We start from the raw sequence: 20,002 nt of genomic DNA on the forward strand, positions 1-20,002 counted from the left end.
CTCTGGCAGTGGCGATCGGCCCCCTCGAGGCCTCCGAGATCGGCGCCTTTGCCCGATCCCACGCTGGTGACGAAGAACGTCATGTTGGCGGCGCCGGCCTGCTGCGCCAGGGCGGGCGCCGTCGGCAGCAGAAGGGCCATCCCGGCCGCGGCACCCAACAACGATATGCGAGTTCCGATCACGTCATCCTCCCGTTGATAGTTGTGTTCCAGGACGCAAAACTAGACCGGCAGCAGCGTAGTTGAACGCAAGACCGGAGGAGATTGAAATGTTCGTGACCTGCGGTTGCAGCCAGGTTTCTCGCAAGGGGGCGCCTTTGGCGATCAGGGGATGAGGACCGACGAGCCGATGGTGCGACCTGCTTCAAGGTCCTCATGCGCCCGGGTGACGTCTGCGAGCGGGTAACGCTGTCCGATGACGGGAGTGAGGATGCCTTCCGCCGCCAGATCGAAAACGGCGGCGGACGAAGCGGCATATTCTTCCGGTGTGCTGGCGTAATGGCCGAGGGTGGGTCGCGTGAAATACAGCGATCCACTTTTCTGAAGAAGCGAGGCTTCGATGGCCGGTGGCGGTCCCGAAGTTGCGCCGAAAGAGACGAAGACGCCGCGCGGACGAAGGCACGCGATGGTGGTGTCGAAGGTCGCCCGCCCGATGGAATCGAAGACCGCCGGCAAGCCCGTTCCCCCGGTGAGTTCCTTCACCCTTGCGACAATGTCTTCGCGGTCGCGGTCGATGACGGCGAAATAGCCATGCGATCGCGCTTTCGCACATTTCTCGTCGCCCGACGCCACCCCGATGAGGTTGATGCCCAGATGCTTGGCCCATTGACCGGCCAGAAGCCCGACGCCGCCGGCTGCCGCATACATCAGCGCGAAATCCCCGGGCTTGAGCGTCACGCAGCGATTGAGCAGATACTCGACCGTCATGCCCTTCAGGAGCAAAGCGGCGGCTTGTTCGTCGGTAACGCCGTCCGGAACCTTGACGAGACGTGTTGCGGGCAGGAGGCGCAAATCCGCATAGGCGCCAGGCTCGCCACCCTGATAAGCGACGCGGTCGCCGACGCGGAAGGAAGAGACATCGGGTCCCAAAGCTTCGACGGTTCCCGCGGCTTCGCTGCCGCATCCACTCGGCATCGCCAGAGGGTAAGCGCCGGAGCGATGATAGACGTCGAGAAAGTTCAATCCGCACGCCGTCTGGCGCACCAGTACCTGGCCCGCCCCGGGCGAACCGATGTCGATGTCCCGCATTTGAAGAACTTCGGGACCGCCATGTCTTTCCATGCGTATCGCGCGAGCCATCATTGTCCTGCCTCCTTGTCGAGCCTTGACGCGGAACGCCTCCGATGGCGCGATCCCGTCACGTGTAACTTTCAACGCCTCGCATGGTCATCGTGCGTTGTGCTGCAATCCCGCCGCCGTGAACCCGCCATCCACGCTGATCGTCTGACCGGTAATGTAGCTCGATTTGCTGCCGTCGAGCAGAAAGACGGCCGTCCCGGCGATCTCGGATGGTTGGCCGTAGCGATTCATCGGCACCCTGTTCAGCCATTCGGCGCGCGCCTCCGCAGTGTGGACTTCGCGCACCAGCGGCGTCTCCACCGGGCCGGGCGCGATTGCGTTGACGCGGATGCCTTTCGTCGCAAGCTCCACGGCCATGACCTTCGTCATGGTGATGACGCCGCCCTTCGATGCGCCGTAGGCCACGCGCCCGGAATTGCCGCGGATGCCCGAGACCGACGCGATGTTGACGATCGATCCGCCGCCATGGTCCTGCATATGTCGTGCAACCTCCCGCGAGACGATGAAGCTGCCGATGAGGTTTACCTCGAGGATCTTGCGAAAGAGCGCGGCGCTCGTTTCCAGCACCGGGACGTCGCTGGCGATCCCGGCGGAATTCACCACACCGCCGATCGGCCCGAATTCGGAGGCGCATCGGGCAATGGAGCGGACGACCGCATTCTCGTCGCCGACATCGAGCGCTTCGAACCGAACACGATCGCCGCTTTGCGCGAGGTGTTCGCGGCAATGGTCCAGGCTTGTCTGCTCGCGATCGGCGACGATCGCGCGCCAGCCTTCACGCAGCACCGCTTCGACGATTGCCAGGCCGATGCCGGACGCGCCGCCCGTGACCAGGATTGTCTGCTGCTCCGACATGAATGGACGTCCTTTCGCCTGCGATGAACGAGTTTAGCCGGATGTCTTCGTGCCTGCGCTTTCCAGCGGCAGACATCCCCGCGATTCGAGCTCGGTGCGCACCGCCAGTTTGGTGATCTTGCCGTAGCCGGATTTCGGCAGCGCTTCCCAGAAGAAGATGCGTCGCGGCAGTTTGTAGCGCGAAACCTTGCCGTCCATGAAGGCGAGGAGGTCCTGCTCCGACACCTGTGCACCGTCTCGCGTCACGCAGACGGCGACGCCGACTTCGCCCCATGTCCGATCCGGCACCCCGAGGATTGCGACCTCGGCGATCGCCGGATGCGTCAGCAGCTTCTCTTCGATCTCGCGGGGATAGACGTTGGAACCGCCGGAGATATACATGTCGGACGCGCGGCCGGTGATGTAGAGGAAGCCTTCCTCGTCCATGTGGCCGAGATCGCCCGTTCGGAACCAGCCGTCTCGAAACGCCTTTGCGTTGGCTTCCGGGTTCTCGTAGTAGCCGGCAAACACCGCGGGGYCGCAGACRCAGATCTCACCGGTCTCGCCAGACTTCACCTCACGGCCCAAATCGTCCTGGATCGAAACCTGCATCCCGGTGCGCTCATACCCACATGTGCCGATCTTCGCGCCGGCATCATCCTCCGGGTCGTGCAGGGCAGGGGGGAGCACGGTGATGTTTCCCGTCACCTCGCCGAGACCGAAATACTGCACCAGCACCTTGCCGAGTTTCCTCAACGCGAATTTCTGGTCCTCGCGGTACATCGGCGCGCCGGCATAGATGAGATACCGAAGCGACGAGCGGTCATGCTTGTCGACGGAGGGATGCTCGGTGAGCATCTTCACGATGGTCGGCACGGTGAACATGTTGGTGATGCGCCAGCGCTCGACGAGCGACCAGACTTCGTCGGCATCGAACCGCTCGCTTGTGAGCAGGACCGTCTTCGCGCCCCGCGCGGTCTGCACCAATTGGTGAATGCCCGCGCCGTGCGAGAGCGGTGCCACCACGAGCGAGGCATCGGCCTGCGTCGTTCCCGGCATGAGATCGCACAGATGGTTGGTGATGACGAAAGCGAGCTGACCGTGGGTGAGAATTGCGGCCTTGGGCCTGCCGGTCGTGCCGGAGGTAAAGAAGAACCAGCAGGGATCGTCGTATTCGACCCCGGCCGCCGCGATGCCGGCGCCGCGATGGCGTTCGACGAGCGCATCGTAATCGTCGCCGAAGGCCGAAGCGCCGATGGAAATCACGAACCGGATGCCGGGTGCAGCCTCGCGCGCCGCGGCCGCATGCTCGGGAAAATCGTGCTGGCAGATCATGGCGCTGGCGCCGCTCGCGGAGGCAAGGTAGGCGACCTCATTGGGCGTCTGGCGAAAATTCGTCGGCACCCACACGGCGCCGAGGCGGAAACAGGCGAACATCGCCTCGAACATCTGGTTGCAATTCTTGGACTGCACCAGCACCCGGTCGCCCTTCGTCACGCCCCGTTCCGCCAAGGCGGAGGCCATCGCGTCGACGCGGCTATCGAGCTCCGACCATGTCCAGGTCCGATCGCCCCACACGAAGGCGATGTCATTGCCATAGCGGCGAGCGACCTGCCGCACGAGATGCGACAGGTTCATGACGCGTTTCGACATCGGCTTCATGCTCTCGCCCTCGCCAGGTCAGCCGGGTGCGGTGCACAGGGAACGAACATGGTTCTCAACTTGGCCTCGATCCGGGCGGTTTCGGTTTTCAAGTGCTGGGCAAGCTCCGGCTGCCTTTCCGGGCCGACCCGGCTGTCGATGGCGGCGATGCTGAGCGCGCCCGCGACCCTGCCGTCCGGATAGCGAAACACCGTGCCGACACCCCAGGAGCTGGCAACGATCCTGCCCGGATTGAGCGCGAAGCCGCGGCGCCGTGTGTCGGCGACGTCGAGCCGCATCTGGTCCACGCTGTAGGACGGGTATTGCGCGCCCATGATGGCGCGGTTCGCTGCGAGGACGGACTCGATCTCGGCGTCGGGCAGGGCCGACAGCATCGCAAGGGAGCCGGCCCCGATGCCGAGGGGATGCTGCAAGCCGGCCTGGAGCGCATGGGTCCGGACGGGGTAGGTCCCTTCCTCGCGATAGAGACAGACGGAAAAATTGTCGCGCCGCACGGAGAGAAAACTCGAATCCATCGTGATGCCGGACAGCGCCCGCAGGCTCTCCATGGACAGTTCCAGCAACCCGTGCCGGCGGGATGCCAGCACGCCGAGCACGAAAGCCTCGTCGCCCAGATGGTAGCGGCGCGATTGCGAATCCTGTTCCACCAGCCGCCCCCGCATCAGCGCCACCAGCAGCCTGCGGGCGGTCGGCTTGTTGAGGCCGCTCTCGGCGACGATCGCACTGAGCGACATGCCGTTCTCCGCGTCGCGCGCCACGATGGCGAGCAGTCTCAGGGCGCGCTCGACGCTCTGCGCTCCCGAAAACTCTCCGATCGTCGAAACAGTGCCGTGCATGATTGTCTCGAATACGGTCCATATCGTGGACCGACGCCCTCAACATTTCTCAGGCTAGTTCGACGGGCGTCATATTGCAATGGACCGTCGAGTGTGTATCCTCCGCCGGGTCCACGACTTAAAAATTCTACAATATGGACCTTCGCCATCCCTGTTTCGGACGGTCGGAGACGATGGAGGGAACTGCCTGGGCGCATGGCGCCGGCGTCGCGCGCTGCCCGGTGCGGTCGCCGAGACGGGATTCCGTTCTCTCCACCGAAAACTGTCGAATGAAGCGGTTCGCGCGCCGCGAATTATCTGAAAGAATGCCGTCCTTCACGAAGGCGGCAGAATGGGCTTGGCCCAGCAGTGGCGTGCCGATCGCCACAACCCGGGAGAGCGGAACAAGATGGCTGTTGGAACCGAAGACGTCGCTCCGATGTCCAGCGCCGTGGAGCCCGATATGATCCGAAGCGGGTCCCGTCTGCTCCGGCCCATCGAGGCCATCTCGGCGGTGCTTCTGTCGATCATCATCATTCTGCTGCTGATGGGCGTGACGTCGCGCTACGTGTTTTCGATCCCGGTGGTCTGGATCGACGAGGCCGCGTCGATCTGTTTCCTGTGGCTCGCGATGCTGGGATCGGCGATCGCGCTCGACCGCAACGAACATCTTCGGCTGACCATTTTCCTCAGCATGTTTCCGAAAAGCCTCCAGGGCTTCGTCCAGACGCTGGCGCTGGTGCTCATCGCCACGTTCCTTCTCGTCATGATGGAACCGTCGGTCGATTATGTGATGGAGGAATGGTTCGTCACCTCGGCGGCGCTCAACATCCCCAACAGCTTCCGCGTCTCGGCCATCGCCTGCGGCATTTTTCTGATGTTCGCCATCGTGGCCTCCTACGCGATCCGAACCTCGACCATCCGCGATCTGGTCGTGAGCGTCGCTCTGGTCGCGGTGGTCGGCCTCCTGTGCTGGTTTCTCAGCCCCACCCTGCGCGGCTGGGGCAATTTCAACATCCTGATCTTCCTCGTCGGCTTCGTGGTGGTGTGTCTGGCGCTCGGCGTTCCGATCGCATTCTGCTTCGGCATCGGCACCATGTGCTTCCTGCTCTTTGCCACCCATGTGCCGATCTTCGTCATGATCGGGCGCATGGACGAGGGCATGTCGAGCATCATCCTTCTCTCCGTTCCGATCTTCGTGCTGCTCGGCTGCGTCCTCGATGCAACCGGCATGGGCAAGGCGATCGTGGATTTCCTCGCCTCCATGCTCGGCCACGTGCGCGCGGGCATGTCTTATGTGCTGCTCGGGTCGCTGTTCCTCGTCTCGGGCATCTCCGGCTCGAAGGTCTCCGACATGGCGACCGTCGCGCCGGCCCTGTTTCCCGAGATGAAGCGGCGCGGGCACAAGCCCAAGGAAATGATCGCGCTCCTTTCGACCGGCGCCGCCATGGCCGATACGGTGCCTCCCAGCATCGTGCTCATCGTGCTGGGCTCCGTCGCCGGCGTGTCGATCGCCGGCCTGTTCACGAGCGGCTTCGTGGTCGCCATGGTGCTGCTGGCGGCGCTCGCGGTGCTGGCGCGCTGGAAAGCCCGCGACGAGGATCTCGCAGGCGTGCGGCGGGTCTCGTTCCGGGTCATCCGCAGCACCGCGCTCATCGCCGCGCCCGCGCTCGTGCTCCCGTTCCTCATCCGCAGCGCGGTAGGCGGCGGCATCGCCACGGCGACCGAGGTGTCGACCATCGCGGTGCTCTATTCGATCATCATCGGCATCCTGCTTTACGGGGGGATATCGCCGCGCAAATTCTACGCCATGCTGGTGGAGACGGCAGCGCTCAGCGGCGCGATCCTGATGATCCTCGGCACCGCTCTCGCCATGGCGTGGGCGCTGACCCAGACGGGCTTCGCCCAGCAGCTCGCCCAGCTCATGATCAATATGCCGGGCGGCTGGATCAGCTACATGGCGGTCACCATCGTGGTGTTCATGACCCTTGGCTGCGTCCTCGAGGGCCTGCCCGCCATCGTGCTGATGGCGCCGATCATGTTTCCGATCGCCAAGAATCTCGGCATCAACGACATCCATTATTCGATGGTGGTGGTGACGGCGATGAATATCGGCCTGATGACGCCGCCCATCGGCATCGGCTTCTACATCGCCTGCAAGATCGGCAACGTTTCGCCCGACGAGGCCATGGGGGCGATCTGGCCCTATCTGGTGGCCCTGATCGTCGGGCTGATCTTCATCGCGGCGATCCCGGCAATCTCCACGGCATTCGTGTGAGAGGGGTTCGCTTTCAAGTAACGTCCTGCCGTCGGGCTCCGCGAAGGTCCTCGACGGCGGCAATATCGACCAACAGGGAGAGAACACGATGACTATCACACGTCGGTCCATGCTGCAGGTGGGTGCCACGGCGGCGCTCGTCACAGGTTTCGGCGCTCGCGCGCAGACGGCCGAATTCACCTACAAATACGCCAACAACCTTCCGGCCGCGCATCCCATGAACCTGCGCGCCACGGAAGCGGCGGAGAAGATCAAGCAGGAGTCCGGCGGCCGCGTCGTGATCCAGATCTTCCCCAACAACCAGCTCGGTTCCGACACCGACATGCTGAGCCAGGTTCGCGCCGGCGGCGTTGAATTCTTCACGCTCTCGCCCCTGATCCTCTCGACCCTCGTGCCGAACGCATCGCTGAGCGGCATCGGGTTCGCGTTCCCCGGTTACGACGCCGTGTGGAAGGCGATGGATGGCGAGCTGGGCGCCTATGTGCGCGGCCAGATTGGCAAGGCGAACCTCGTCGTCATGGACAAGATCTGGGACAACGGCTTCCGCCAGATCACCAGTTCCAACAAGCCGATCCAGACCGCGGCCGACCTGAAGGGCTTCAAGATACGAGTGCCCGTCAGCCCGCTCTGGACGTCGATGTTCACGGCCTTCGAATCCGCGCCGGCCAGCATCAACTTCGCAGAAGTCTACACTGCGTTGCAGACGAAAGTGGTCGATGGCCAGGAGAACCCGCTCGCCATCATCTCCACGGCGAAGCTCTACGAGGTGCAGAAATACTGCTCGATGACGAACCACATGTGGGATGGTTTCTGGTTCCTCGCCAACCGTCGCGCCTGGGAGCGCCTGCCCGAAGACCTGCGCGCCATCGTGGCCAAGAACCTCAACGAGGCCGCCGTCTCGGAGCGCGCCGACGTCGCCAAGCTCAATGCGGGCCTGAAGGACGAGCTTGCCGCCAAGGGCATGGTCATCAACGAGCCCGAGCCCGCCTCCTTCCGCGAGGCGCTGCGCAAAGCCGGCTTCTATGCTGAATGGAAGAAGAAATACGGCGATGAGGCATGGGCCATTCTCGAGAAGGCCGTCGGCAGCCCGCTGAGCTGATCCGCCAAGCCGAACGAGGCACGGCGGCGCGCCCTGCGCCGTCGTGCCATTTCACGAAGCGCGTTAAGGAATGCCATGGTCGATCGACTGAAGGGAAAAACCGCGATCGTCTTCGGCGCGGGTTCCTCTGGACCCGGCTGGGGCAACGGCAAGGCGGCGGCGGTGGCGTATGCGCGGGAAGGCGCGAAGGTCGCCTGCATCGACCTCGTGGCAGAGGCCGCGCAGGAGACGGTCGACATCATCATCGGGGAGGGCGGTGCCGCCCTGGCAATCGCGGCCGACGTGACCGACACGGCCTCTGTTTCCGATGCGGTCGCCCAAGCGGTCGCAGATTTCGCCCGCATCGACATCCTGCACAACAACGTCGGCGTCACCCATATGGGCGGGCCGGTGGAGTTGTCAGAGGCGCAATTCGAGGCCTCGCTCGATCTCAATATCGGGCCGATCTATCGCACCGCCAAAGCCGTGATCCCGCACATGCTGGCGCAGGGCAGCGGCGCGATCGTCAACATTTCGTCCCTCGCCGCGATCCGATGGACGGGCTATCCCTACTTCGCCTATTACGCGACGAAGGCGGCGGTCAATCAGGCGACGGTGGCGCTGGCGATGCAATATGCCCGCCAGGGTATCCGGGCCAATTGCATCATGCCGGGCCTTATCGACACGCCCCTGATCTATCGGCAGATTTCGGGTCAATACGCGTCCGTCGAAGACATGGTAGCCGCCCGCAACGCGGCCGTTCCGGTCGGGCGCATGGGCACGGCGTGGGACATCGCCAACGCGGCGGTGTTCCTTGCCTCCGACGAGGCGCAATTCGTGACCGGCGTTTGCTTGCCGGTCGATGGCGGCCAGAGTTGCGCGGTGGGCGAGTTCCGCTAGATCCGAGCGCGCGAGGAGACGAGAATGGCGTTCGCCACCACCAGCGACGGCACGAAACTGTTCTACGAGACGGTTGGAAGCGGCACGCCCATCGTGTTCGTACATGAATTCGGCGGCAATCATTGGAGCTGGGAACCGCAGCTCAATTACTTCGCGCGCCGTCACCAATGCCTCACCTACGCGGCGCGCGGCTATGCGCCTTCGGATATTCCCGCCGATGTGGAGAAATATTCGCAAGCGCGCGCGGCGGACGACATCATCGAGGTGATGGACGCGGCGGGATTCGAGAGGGCCCATATCGTCGGGCTGTCGATGGGCGCCTTCGCGTGCCTTCACGCAGCCCTGCGGCATCCGCGGCGCATCCTGTCGGCGGTCGTCGCGGGCATCGGCTACGGGTCGGAAAAGAAGCATGAGGCCTATTTCCGGGTCAATGCCCAGCAGGTCGCGGCCTCCATCGAGCGCAGCGTCGAGCGTTTCGCCGCGAGCTACGCGGTGAGCGCCTCGCGGGTGCAGTTCCAGGAGAAAGACCCGCGCGGCTGGGCGCTTTTCGCGTCACGGCTCGCCCAGCATTCGAGCGTCGGCGCCGCCAATACGATGCGTGGCGTGCAGATGCGTCGCCCGTCCCTGTACGATCTCGAAGCGGAATTGTCGGCTCTCGCAGCGCCGCTCCTCGTGATGTGTGGCGACGAGGACGACCATGGCCTTCTGCCGGGCATGTTCCTGAAGCGAGTCGTGCCGCGCTCCGGCCTTTGCGTGCTGCCGAAATCCGGCCATACGCTCAACCTGGAGGAACCGGCGATGTTCAACCGGCTCGTCTCCGAGTTCATCGCCCAGGTGGAAGCGGGACGCTGGGAGCGGCGCGATCCGCGCGCGAATTCGGCCGAGATCATGCGCGCGGAGTAACCGCGCTAGGAGAGGCGACGATGAGACATCTCCGGCATCCGGGGCCCGTCGCGGCCACGCGTGTGAGCGCCGTCGCAGATAGGCCGGTTAGCCTGCGCTTCACGCTCGAACCCGGCGATACCGTAGAAGAGGGGATCGCCAAGGGCTTTCAGGCGGCCGGGTGCCGCGGGGGCGTGGCGGCTTTCGGGTCAGGCCGTTGCGACCCCTTCCAATTCGTCATGCCGGCCGCCTCCCGCGATGGCGTTCATGTGGCGTGGTACAGCGACCTCCTCGCGCCGGAGGGGCCTGTCGACCTCGATGAATGTGTGGCGAGCGTCGGGGAGCGGGACGGAAAGCCGTTCATCCATTGCCATGGCCGTTGGCGAACGGCGGATGGAATGCGGATGGGGCACTTGCTGGCGCCGAACTGCAAGGTGGCGGAGCCGATTGCAGTGACGGGGATCGGCTTCATGAAGGCGACCTTCCGGGGGATTCCGGATGCCGAGACGCTCTTCACGCTGTTCGAGCCACAGGCCGTGGAGGTTCCCACTGAAAGCGGCGCGGGCGCCTTGCTGGTGCGGGTTCGTCCCAACGTGGATATCTGCCTCGCCATCGAGTCGGTGTGCCGGGAACACGGCATCGCAGAGGCGGGCGTATTCGGTATCGGGAGCTTGAACGAAGTTCATTTCGCCGACGGGACATGGATGCACTCGCACGCGACCGAGCTGCTCGTCCGTCGAGGACGGGTCGTGACGGTCGGGGCGGAACCGCGTGCCAGTCTGGACATCGCGGTGGTGGATATCGCTGGCGATATCGCCACGGGAGAAATCCTGCGCGGCGACAATCCCGTCTGCGTGACGTTCGAGCTGGTAATCGTGCCCGACGCAACCTTGCGCTGAATTGCCCGCGGTTTGGGCGAATGCCGCCCCGAATCGACCCATGCCGCCCAAGGTCGCGGCACCGGCGGCGCCAGCTTTGCCGCGCGCGCATAGGTCATATGCACTGACCTTTATTTCGCGCTGCAACAATCCCTGTAAGATCGAACTCAACAAGAACAAAAATACGCACGATGGGAAGCGCTCGGAATCCTCTTGCAACGCCAGGAGAATACCATGTCCATCGCCGGCCCGATCGCTGCCTTCGACACCGCTTCCGCCCCCCGCGCTTCTTTGCTCGCCAACGTCCGCCGGATTGCCGGGCGCATCGCCCACGCGATCGCAGAGTCCAATGACCGACGCGCGAAGCGCGAGATCGCCCGCTTCGTCGCGCTCAATGGCGGCTTCTTCACCGACGACGTGGAGCGCCGGATCGGCGAACGCATGAGCCGCTTCTGATCCCCGACCGCTCGCATCCCCCCGAACACGTCTGTCCGTTGGAGCCCTTCCCATGTTGATGTCCATTGCCATGAACAAGCTGCGCGCGTGGCTTTCCTATCGCGAGACCGTGTACCAGCTCGAAAGCCTCGCGGATCGCGAACTCTTCGATCTCGGCATCGGTCGGCGCGACATCAAGCGACGGGCCCGCGAGGCAACGCGCGCTGCGCGCGTGAACGGCGCGGTGGGCCCGGCAGGAATGCGACTCCCCGCGGGGCAGCCCGCGCGATAAAGCCTACCGCCCGAGATTCTGCATCTGCGCGGCGGCATAGCGCGTCCCTGCCGCGGAGCCCGGCGGAAGGATACGGTCGATGCGGCCGAGATCGTCCGACGTCAGTCCCACATCGAGAGCTCCCACATTCTCCTCCAGATAGCGGCGGCGCTTCGTGCCCGGGATCGGCACGATGTCGTCGCCCTGCGCCAGCACCCAGGCGAGAGCAAGCTGGGCCGGCGCGCAGCCTTTCGACTGCGCCATGGTCTCGATCTCGCGCACGAGATCGAGATTTTTCTGAAAGTTGTCGCCCTGGAAACGCGGGGTGGTGCGGCGGTAATCGCCTTCCTCGAGATCGTCGATGCTCTTGATCTGTCCGGTGAGGAACCCCCGGCCGAGGGGCGAGTAGGGCACGAAGCCAATCCCGAGATCGCGCACGGTCGGCAGCAGCTCGTCCTCGGGATCCCGGCTCCACAGCGAATATTCGGTCTGCAGCGCCGCGATGGGATGCACCGCATGGGCACGGCGGATGGTTTGCGGTCCCGCTTCCGACAGACCCAAGTGCCGGACCTTTCCTTCACGCACGAGGTCGGCCATCGCTCCCACAGTGTCTTCGATGGGCGTGTTGGGGTCGACGCGATGCTGGTAGTAGAGGTCGATCGTATCGATGCCCAGTCGCTTCAGGCTCGCTTCGCAGGCCTTGCGCACATAGGCGGGTGAGCCGTCGATGCCCAGATAGGTGCCGTCCGGCGCCCGCACATTGCCGAACTTGGTGGCGACGACCACCGCATCGCGGCGGTCCCGGATGGCGCGTCCGACGAGCTCCTCGTTGCGGCCCACGCCGTACATGTCGGCGGTGTCGAGAAAGGTCACTCCGAGTTCGATCGCCCGGTGCAACGTGGCGATCGCCTCTGCCTCATCGCGGCCGCCATAAAAATCCGACATGCCCATGCAGCCGAGACCGATGGCGGAGACTTCGAGTTTTCCAAGTCGACGGTGTTGCATGGCGAATTCCTGCGGGCGTGCAAAGGGGAGGCCGGCGCATCGGTCGGCGGCCTGGGAAGTGGCGTCCGCGCGCCCGAAGTCCAGACCCTCGCAGCCAGCGAAAGCCTCAGAGGTAGAAATAGCCCTTGGTGAAGTTCAGGCCGCCTTTCAGCAGGACGGAAAAATCCGCCTTGCCGTCGCCGTTCACATCGCCCTCGACCAGCGTGTAGCCCTTCGCTTTCTCATAGCGAAGCTCGCCCGGCGTCTTGTGGAAGTCGCTCGTGCCGATGAACTTGAACGCCTGATTGCCGGCTTTCTTGGTGTTGGCGTCGATCGCCATCAGGTCGAGCTTGTCTTTCTGCCGGAGCGAGAAATCCAGGATGAGGTCGAGGCCTTCCTTGGTTGTGCGCGAGTCCTTGACGGACGTGAAGACGAACCGATCGGCGCCGGCGCCGCCATGCAGGAGATCGCCCTTAAGGCCGCCGGTGATCCGGTCGTTGCCGGCAAAGCCTTCGAGGATGTCCGAACCGCGATTGCCGATGATCACGTCGTCCCCGGAAAGTGCCGACGAGAAGATCGCCAAATCGTCCTCGGTGGACGCCGTGCTCACCGCCTGAACGAGCACTGGAACGGCGATGCTCAGCCCCTCGATCGAGCCGAGAGCGGTGGGGCCGAAAAAGCCCGTATAGCTTGTGACGACGCCGCCTGAGGGCACGCCTTTCGCGTCATAGGTGAAGCCGTAGCCGCCGAACACGTCGCGCTCGCCCGACGAATAGGCGACGCTGTAGGAGGTCGGCGTCGCGCTGTCGCTGGTGCCGTCGTTCAGGTTGCTGACATTGAGCAGCGCGAGGCTGAACCCGGCCGCGTTGTTCCACACCAACTTCGCCATCGTCGTCTCCATTTTCGAAAGCGGGAGCGTTAGAACATGACGTAAAGGAAAGAACAATAGTACGTCGCCAGTTTCACCTCAGTTTGCGTATACGAGAGTGTAAAATCTGTCGCGTGGGGTGTGAAAGCGCACCAGTTTGGAAACGGACGGTGCCCCCATGACATCTTGCGGAACGAAACCACGCTCAATGTTCTTGCAAGTTATAACGTGATCTTTCGCAGTCCTTAGGGTCGCAGCACGGGATGCAGCGGAACCCCTGGAAATGATCCGAGTTCTGTACCGCACCGGGAGCGAAGCGAACATCTCCCATTGAGGTCAAATTCATGCCAACCATTATTGCCATCGAGTCGAAGACGGTCACCGAAGCGGGTGTTCGCTCCCCGTACGAACATCTCTACCTTGTCAAACGCACCACCGACGATCTTGGAAACGTGATCGATGAGCGCGTGATCCGGGGCGGGTTCAACAACGGCGGCGACCTTCTGGCGCAGGCCAATGTGAGTCTGGCGAGTTCCAACGATGCCCGCGGCAGCGACAGCCTCGCAGAGCGTCATCACCGAGTGCTTAACCTCGCGGGGCGCGATCCGGATGCCGTGTGGAACCTGATGGTTCAGCATGCTGCGAACATCAACAAGGCAGATCTCCAATACAGCGTTGATATTTTTGACGCCTTGCCGGGCGCGGACCTGAACAGCAACACCGTTGTCGCGTCCGCAATGCACACCGTGGGGATCAACGTCGCGACCAATCTCCCGCGCGGCGTCTCTGTGCGTGATGTGCCCCTCTATGACCAGATCGGTGACATGCGGGTGAACGACGTGTTGATCGGCGGAGACCAGCCCGACCGCATCTACGGCGGCGTTGGCAACGACCGGATCGACGGCGGTGATGGCAACGACCGGATCTACGGCGAAGCTGGATCGGATTCCCTGGTTGGCCGCGGCGGCAACGACGTCTTGAACGGTGGCGCCGGCACCGACCGCATGAACGGCGGTCTTGGTAGCGACACCTATTACGTGAATTCAGGCGATAAGGTTATCGACACCGCCGTCGATGACGGCCTCGACCACATCGTCAGCACCACCAATGTCTATCTCTCGCGAACCGGTTACAGCGGCGTGGAAAATCTCACCCTGCGCGGCTCGGGGGATTTGAACGGCTCCGGAAATGCTCTCGCCAACGTCATCACCGGCAACAGCTTCGACAATCGGCTCTCCGGTGGCGGCGGCGATGACAGGCTTGTCGGGAACCGGGGCAACGACGATCTGATTGGCGGCAGTGGGAACGATTGGCTCAGCGGCGGCAGAGGAAAGGATGAACTCTACGGAGGTAGCGGCCGCGACGTGTTGTCCGGCGGCACGGGCTCGGACACCTTCGACTTCCGCTCTACTTCCCACAGCGTGGCCGATACCGCGCTGTCCGACGTGATCGTCGACTTCTCGCGCCTTGACGTCATCGACCTTCACGTCATCGACGCCAACGCAAACCGCGGCCTCAACCAGTCGTTCTCGTTCATTGGCAAGGCCGCGTTCAGCGGTGCTGGACAGCTCCGCTATGACCTCGACCAAAGCGGCAACACGATCGTACAAGCCGATGTGAACGGCGATCTGGCGGCTGACTTCCAGCTTATCCTCCAAGGGTACACGCAAGCCATGGTCCGCGGCGACTTCATCCTCTGAAGCGAGACCTGACGAAGGACGGCCCGCACCCATGGTGTGGGCCGTCCTGCTGCTTGGTTTGATGATGGGCGTGGAAATTGGCTGGGGGACAAGGACTCGAACCTTGACTAGCGGAGTCAGAGTCCGCTGTTCTAGACACCGTCGGCTGTCTCAAAATCCCTTATTTTGGGCCAAAAATCACCGGAGCTACCGGGATATTTTCCTGACATTTCTAGTTCTATATCCACTCCATATCCACTTGCCGGTGCCGCGGCGACCCCCCGTCGCGATAGCGCGTCGGGAGTTCGCGGCCGATCCTGCCGGCCGAAATCGCCCTGCAGACTCGCCGAAACCGCTTGCGGGGGAGTGTAAGCGGTCGGCTACGCTGCGGGTACAGGGCAGGTACAGAGGAGTTACGGGGGTGGGTACAGGAGCGTTACAGGTAAGGTAAATCGTTGCGGGAAAGGGGCTAAWAGTTGCAACCGGCGGTGCCGGTGGCGCGATGGCAGGGCGCTGCGATTGCCACTGCCGCTGCGGCAACCGACGCCATGGCCAAGGCTGGCGTCACCCGGCTCGTTCTGGGCGCCCGGCTGTGTCTGCATCGTTCGAGCAAACTTAAGCTTAGAGTCGATCGGGTTGGTCGTTCCGGGGCGATCAGTTTTGAGTCCGCAGCGCGACGTCCGGCACGTCCCAGGCGGCGAGGTCGGGCTACCGAAAATGGTCGAACTTAACCGTGCGGCGCACGGCCCCACCCCGTCGCAAAAGCGCGGTGAATATGGACGGACGGCTTATTGTGAGCTTGAGCCCAGCTTGCCGCGCGGCGCCGCCACCGCGGTCGGTCGCAGGGCACGAACTTAGCCAGACCCAAAGTGCCGGCTTCTGATGCTGCCGGAGGAGAAAACGCCGCGCGTGCTGGAGCCGAGACTGAAACGGCAAATTTCGGACGCGCCACTTCGGCCGGGGGCCACGCGCTCTAGGCTCCCTTAGCCCACCCGACGTCAGTGGGAGACTTTGCCGTGGCATACTTAACGCCCTGCGGCGAGGAGTCGGGTCTGGCGAGAGGATCGACCGGGCGATTGGGGGTGGCGCAATGCGCGGGGCGGATTTGCCGGACTGGCCAAGCTTGGCCGCTGTGACGACCTTTAGCTTTGGGCTTGGCATCAGCGGGCGGCGGGGCGCAGGCGGCGGGAGAGGGTGTCCTGGCGGCGTTCGAGTTCCGTCAGCACCCGCGAGCGGCGTACCTCTGCTGCAGTAATATAACGTTCTGTTTGTGCGAGGACGTCGACGCGGGCTTCCATCGCGCGGGCGGTAATGGTGTCCCAGTCGAGGGCCGCCTGCTGGAGAATTGCGCTGACTTCGGCGCGGGCTGCAGCATCACCGTTGAGGCAAGCGATGGCGCGCGAGCAGGCGCCGGCGCGGTCGATGACATGGCGGTTTCCGAGGCTCCTTAACCCCTCAAGCGCGCCAATGAGTTTCCACCGAATGCCTTCTGCGAGTTGCTTTGCCTTGAGGCATTTCAGTCGCTCGATTTCCCACGTCAGGTCGGCAAAATCCTTGGCGGCGATTTCAGCGATGACGTCGGACGGCCTGAGCGCCGATACAACGCGGGCGAGAAGATGCTCGTAATCGCTGAGACTTTCGGTGACGAGCAGCGGCTGCCCGGAGAGGAATTGGCCGAGCCCGCAAGCCGGATCGGGGGGTATGAAGGTTTGATCAGTGCGCGGGCCCTCCGGCGCAGCGGCGCTAGTGGGGGAGGCTGGCGTCGGATGGGACATGTCCTGCTCCTGGTTTCGAGGGAGGGTGCTCGCCGGGCGATTCGCCGATCTACCGTAGGCTCGGAATAGTTCGCTAGGGGATCCGGCGAATATCGCCGCACAGTGCCGGGTGAGCGGCCGGCATCCACCTCTGCTGGGGTGTGACCTGATGGACGCCCGGTTTTGCTGATAACTGTGATCCACGAGCGAGGGTGCTCTGACCGTGCGGACGCGACCGGAAGACCGGGTCGGAGCGACGCTCCAGATTTTCGCGATATCGTGGGGAGAATATCCCATCTTGCGAGGCGAGCGACACGGGAAGGCAGGCGCCGAGCCAATACGATGAGTGGCTGAAATTGGAAGGGCTGGCGACCTGGCGCCCGCGATTGTCGACTGATTTGGGCGCTCGCAGACCGCCCAGAGAGTGGCAGTCACGTGGGCGTAAGGGGTTCTTCATCGTCTCAGATCGTGAAGGCGCTTTCAGACTCTGTGCACGCCGGCAGTTGAGATCTGTCCCCCGCTTGCGGACCTCGTTAGCGATCGGATCAACGAGAGCTCGCTACTCGAGGGAGGGTTCGACAATGATTGCCTTCACCTGTGGCGAGGCGCGGTTGGCCAAGAGCGGCTTGCGGCGGGTCAATTCCTGCGGAGCCATCTCGCCGCTCGTCTGGTAAGCTCTCTGAAGCGATTGATGCTGGTCGCGCGAGCAGCCCCTCATATGACAGGCTTGGCTGGCACTCCCGAGCCGCCAGCCGAGCCACAGCAACCCACTTTCGCACGTTGCTCGGATCCTTGGCCATGATCAGTAGTCTGTTGAACGCCGAGGCCAGAGGATGGGCCCGCGCACTCCGCGCCGGCCTCGGCTACGCTTCAGCTTGAATGACACTGCCTGTCAGATTAGGTTCCAACACCTCACGATGGGCAAATGTCAGGCAGGTCAGAACCTGACGGAGGCTATAGTCGCATACGGTGCCAATCGTCGGTAATTCATTGCCCTCGAAGTCGTGTGAAACAAGATATGTCAGACAGTTTCACGCTGCCATTGTGCGCGTGGGATCAGCCCACACCTTCATCGCCTCAAGGAACGCAACGCCGTGGTTGGCCCCTCGGCTCCAAACCACTCGCGCCTGGATCCGCAGGCCCCTGTTCGGGATTTCTAGCTCGAACTGAAAGGGAAGCTTGGAGACATCCGCAAAATAGATTCGCGCCCCTGTATCAGAGAGATCTCGCACCGCGCAATCTAGGACCGAGGCGCGACTGTTGAACACGATCCGTCCCGTGAGAACGGTGCGCCAGCGCCTACTCGAACGACGATTGTCCGTCTCATCCATCGACGATCTCTCTTAATTAGCCGGACAGAGGCGCTACGTGCCCGTGCGAGAACCTTGCACAGCCAAGATTAACAATCGGTAGCCGCTTGTGAGCAGTCCCGTTGAACGTCTTCTCTCCGGGAGGTTTCATGGCGGACGCTCATCGCACCGGGAACCGCGGCCTTACGACATCGGCACGTCCGCCCAACCAAGCGACCCCGCTACCTCGTCAGGTCGTTGCCGGGACCTCGCATGCACTCACGACAAGGCGAGCCGGCCGCACGCGGACGTTCGTGGCGAAGTTACCGTTCGCACTGTGCTCTTAGTTTCGTGCCTACCCCTTCCGATAGCTTGCGACAGGTTGAAAACCAAGCTCCTAGTCTTGCGCCAGAGGAAATCCTCGCAGGATTCGCAATGAGTCCGAGCGCCAAAGGAGGTCGCTGGAAGAAGTTGTTTCTTGTGGCCGGGGGGCTTCATTGGATCCAGTTGAAAATGTTGCGCGTGCCTTATACGAGGCGCAGGATGAAGCACATTCGTGGGAAGCTGAGTCACTGCTCATCAAAAATATGTTCTTACGCTACGCCGACGAAGCGATTGCTTTGCTCGGGCAGAATCCACATGTTCCAGTGTCGTGGGTAACAGCTTTTGCGGAACCGTGGACGCAGGCCGGATCAACGGCACTCGCGTCAGCTGAACACTTCCACTAACGGCTGCGGGCGGAGCACCCGAAGCAGCGTGTGCAACGCGGCCCGCTCGAGGAGGAGTTGACTCGCCAGGCCAATGGTCTTCGTCATCGTTGCCCGACTTGCAAGGGGCACTGCGTTAACAGAATGTAGGCTGCGTTCGATGCCTCCTACCAGTCGCCGAACGGCCGCCACTCGGTCCTACTTCTCGCCAACATCGCGCTCGGAGCACGATAAAGTATGGCTGCCTTGTCGGAGGGAACGATAGCTCATTTGGAACCGCGGTTCTGGGACCCGAAAATCACTGAGAACACTGCCACAAGCAGGCTTGCGCCAAACGGCGCTGCGACCAGTGCAACCATCACACCGCATTGCCAGAGCGTCGCGGCCGTGATCAGCCCGCCGACGAACCCGATAACACCATAAATTATTACCACCGGAATATCTCCGCGTTGGCTCCGGCTCAAGTTGAACCGCAAACCACTTGGGCGCGCTGAATTTTTTGTCGGCGAGGAGGGCAGTACTTGACGCGGGTAGCGGTTAACGTTGTCCGTGCACGGTCCAACGAAGACTAATGCATAACTCAACTCGGTAACTCCACCCGACTTCAGGTCGCCGGGTTGGTTGCTAGTTCCCTAGACAACCTGCCTTTCGCACCGTTGCCATCGCTAGTCGCTTCAGCGGCCACAAGAACCTTTCACGGCGCTGCTGGCGATGCCAGAGTTGAGCTTAGGATCGTCGACGAAACCTCGGCCACGAGAGGCTGAGGTGGTAGCGTACGCCACTCTTACAGCGGTCCATCACCACCGAGGCTGCTGTGCCCAGAAGGGCGCCTGAGCCCTTCACGATCCCATCGGAAAGGCGCCCATGGCGTTCGGGAACCAAATATTGAGCTACTTCAAGTAGTCCAACCATTCCGATTAGTACGAGAACAATGCCGAGGCGGTGTTTCGGATAACCCCAGCCAAAGGTTCCTCCGATTACTGCAAAGGCTGTAAATCGCTCAAGCGCAACCGATGTTCCGGTGATGGGGCGGAACTCAACCGGCAACAGGGTGAATGCTGCGACGGCAAAAACGAGGAGCCATGCGACCCGCCGGAAGAATCTCTGGACTGTCATCGGGATAGGTTATCGTTGAATATCAAATCTCGGTTGCCCATCGGATGTCCCCCCGAGGTGTAGAGCAGTCGCAACTGCACGCTTGATTCCCTTTCGCCTCCTCTTCCGGCGGAACCAACTTGCATCACGGTGACCGGTGGTGCGTCGCCATCCGCCGTTTCGAGCAGTCGATCTAACAACTGCTGGCGTCGACAAACGGCTTAGTTTGATCGCCTGTTAAGTGTGGTGTTCTCGATACCTGCCAGTTTTCTGCCCCTGTAGTCGTGTCCTCATG

16 protein-coding genes and 1 pseudogene are annotated in these 20,002 nt (G+C 62.8%); 8 read left to right on the forward strand and 9 right to left on the reverse strand.

Going from position 1 to position 20,002, the window contains the following annotated elements:
* The 5 genes and pseudogenes from AC1DVM_RS17840 to AC1DVM_RS17860 all read right to left on the reverse strand — a co-directional run.
* Nucleotides 1-182 (reverse strand): annotated as a pseudogene (locus AC1DVM_RS17840) (lectin); the annotation flags it as partial.
* A 141-nt stretch (nucleotides 183-323) separates the two neighbouring features.
* On the reverse strand, nucleotides 324-1,247 hold the full coding sequence (locus tag AC1DVM_RS17845; protein ID WP_477256543.1) for a quinone oxidoreductase family protein: 924 nt from the start codon (nucleotides 1,245-1,247) through the stop codon (nucleotides 324-326).
* A gap of 138 nt (nucleotides 1,248-1,385) precedes the next feature.
* Nucleotides 1,386-2,153 carry an SDR family NAD(P)-dependent oxidoreductase gene (locus AC1DVM_RS17850; RefSeq protein ID WP_477256545.1) on the reverse strand — a complete coding sequence of 256 codons (768 nt, stop codon included), beginning with the start codon at nucleotides 2,151-2,153 and terminating at the stop codon, nucleotides 1,386-1,388.
* Nucleotides 2,154-2,186: 33 nt separating this feature from the next.
* A complete protein-coding gene (locus AC1DVM_RS17855; protein WP_477256547.1) occupies nucleotides 2,187-3,794 on the reverse strand; it encodes an acyl-CoA synthetase in 1,608 nt (535 codons plus the stop codon).
* On the reverse strand, nucleotides 3,791-4,630 hold the full coding sequence (locus AC1DVM_RS17860; RefSeq protein WP_477256548.1) for an IclR family transcriptional regulator: 840 nt from the start codon (nucleotides 4,628-4,630) through the stop codon (nucleotides 3,791-3,793). The genes AC1DVM_RS17855 and AC1DVM_RS17860 overlap by 4 nt, the downstream gene beginning before the upstream one ends.
* Before the next feature lie 388 nt (nucleotides 4,631-5,018).
* On the opposite strand from AC1DVM_RS17860, the gene AC1DVM_RS17865 reads away from it, so the two are divergent.
* The 7 genes from AC1DVM_RS17865 (at nucleotide 5,019) to AC1DVM_RS17895 (ending at nucleotide 11,352) form a co-directional block, all read left to right on the forward strand.
* Nucleotides 5,019-6,887 carry a TRAP transporter large permease subunit gene (locus AC1DVM_RS17865; RefSeq protein ID WP_477256550.1) on the forward strand — a complete coding sequence of 623 codons (1,869 nt, stop codon included), beginning with the start codon at nucleotides 5,019-5,021 and terminating at the stop codon, nucleotides 6,885-6,887.
* Between the two features lie 88 nt (nucleotides 6,888-6,975).
* Nucleotides 6,976-7,986, forward strand: coding sequence for a TRAP transporter substrate-binding protein (locus AC1DVM_RS17870; RefSeq protein WP_477256552.1), 1,011 nt, complete (start codon nucleotides 6,976-6,978; stop codon nucleotides 7,984-7,986).
* Nucleotides 7,987-8,061: 75 nt separating this feature from the next.
* A complete protein-coding gene (locus AC1DVM_RS17875) occupies nucleotides 8,062-8,865 on the forward strand; it encodes an SDR family NAD(P)-dependent oxidoreductase (protein WP_477256554.1) in 804 nt (267 codons plus the stop codon).
* Between the two features lie 24 nt (nucleotides 8,866-8,889).
* On the forward strand, nucleotides 8,890-9,768 hold the full coding sequence (locus tag AC1DVM_RS17880; protein ID WP_477256556.1) for an alpha/beta fold hydrolase: 879 nt from the start codon (nucleotides 8,890-8,892) through the stop codon (nucleotides 9,766-9,768).
* Nucleotides 9,769-9,788: 20 nt separating this feature from the next.
* Nucleotides 9,789-10,646 (forward strand): PCC domain-containing protein, encoded by an 858-nt coding sequence (locus AC1DVM_RS17885; protein ID WP_477256558.1) that lies wholly within the window; start codon nucleotides 9,789-9,791, stop codon nucleotides 10,644-10,646.
* Between the two features lie 213 nt (nucleotides 10,647-10,859).
* Nucleotides 10,860-11,081 carry a hypothetical protein gene (locus tag AC1DVM_RS17890; protein WP_477256559.1) on the forward strand — a complete coding sequence of 74 codons (222 nt, stop codon included), beginning with the start codon at nucleotides 10,860-10,862 and terminating at the stop codon, nucleotides 11,079-11,081.
* Between the two features lie 52 nt (nucleotides 11,082-11,133).
* A complete protein-coding gene (locus tag AC1DVM_RS17895; protein WP_477256561.1) occupies nucleotides 11,134-11,352 on the forward strand; it encodes a DUF1127 domain-containing protein in 219 nt (72 codons plus the stop codon).
* Between the two features lie 3 nt (nucleotides 11,353-11,355).
* Here the strand turns inward: AC1DVM_RS17895 and AC1DVM_RS17900 are convergent, their stop codons facing one another.
* Nucleotides 11,356-12,336: an aldo/keto reductase gene (locus AC1DVM_RS17900; protein ID WP_477256563.1), complete on the reverse strand. Its 981-nt coding sequence runs from the start codon at nucleotides 12,334-12,336 to the stop codon at nucleotides 11,356-11,358.
* A gap of 106 nt (nucleotides 12,337-12,442) precedes the next feature.
* Nucleotides 12,443-13,204, reverse strand: coding sequence for a calcium-binding protein (locus AC1DVM_RS17905; RefSeq protein ID WP_477256565.1), 762 nt, complete (start codon nucleotides 13,202-13,204; stop codon nucleotides 12,443-12,445).
* Nucleotides 13,205-13,527: 323 nt separating this feature from the next.
* Between AC1DVM_RS17905 and AC1DVM_RS17910 the strand changes: the two genes are divergently transcribed.
* On the forward strand, nucleotides 13,528-14,883 hold the full coding sequence (locus AC1DVM_RS17910) for a calcium-binding protein (protein ID WP_477256567.1): 1,356 nt from the start codon (nucleotides 13,528-13,530) through the stop codon (nucleotides 14,881-14,883).
* Nucleotides 14,884-16,022: 1,139 nt separating this feature from the next.
* On the opposite strand, the gene AC1DVM_RS17915 is transcribed toward AC1DVM_RS17910, so the two are convergent.
* Together AC1DVM_RS17915 and AC1DVM_RS17920 are read right to left on the reverse strand one after the other, a co-directional pair.
* Complete coding sequence (locus AC1DVM_RS17915) at nucleotides 16,023-16,637, reverse strand: hypothetical protein (RefSeq protein ID WP_477256569.1); 615 nt, start codon at nucleotides 16,635-16,637, stop codon at nucleotides 16,023-16,025.
* Nucleotides 16,638-17,647: 1,010 nt separating this feature from the next.
* Complete coding sequence (locus tag AC1DVM_RS17920) at nucleotides 17,648-17,947, reverse strand: PilZ domain-containing protein (RefSeq protein WP_477256571.1); 300 nt, start codon at nucleotides 17,945-17,947, stop codon at nucleotides 17,648-17,650.
* Between the last annotated feature and the right edge of the window lie 2,055 nt (nucleotides 17,948-20,002).

The organism is Microvirga sp. P4_A5, assembly GCF_056402495.1.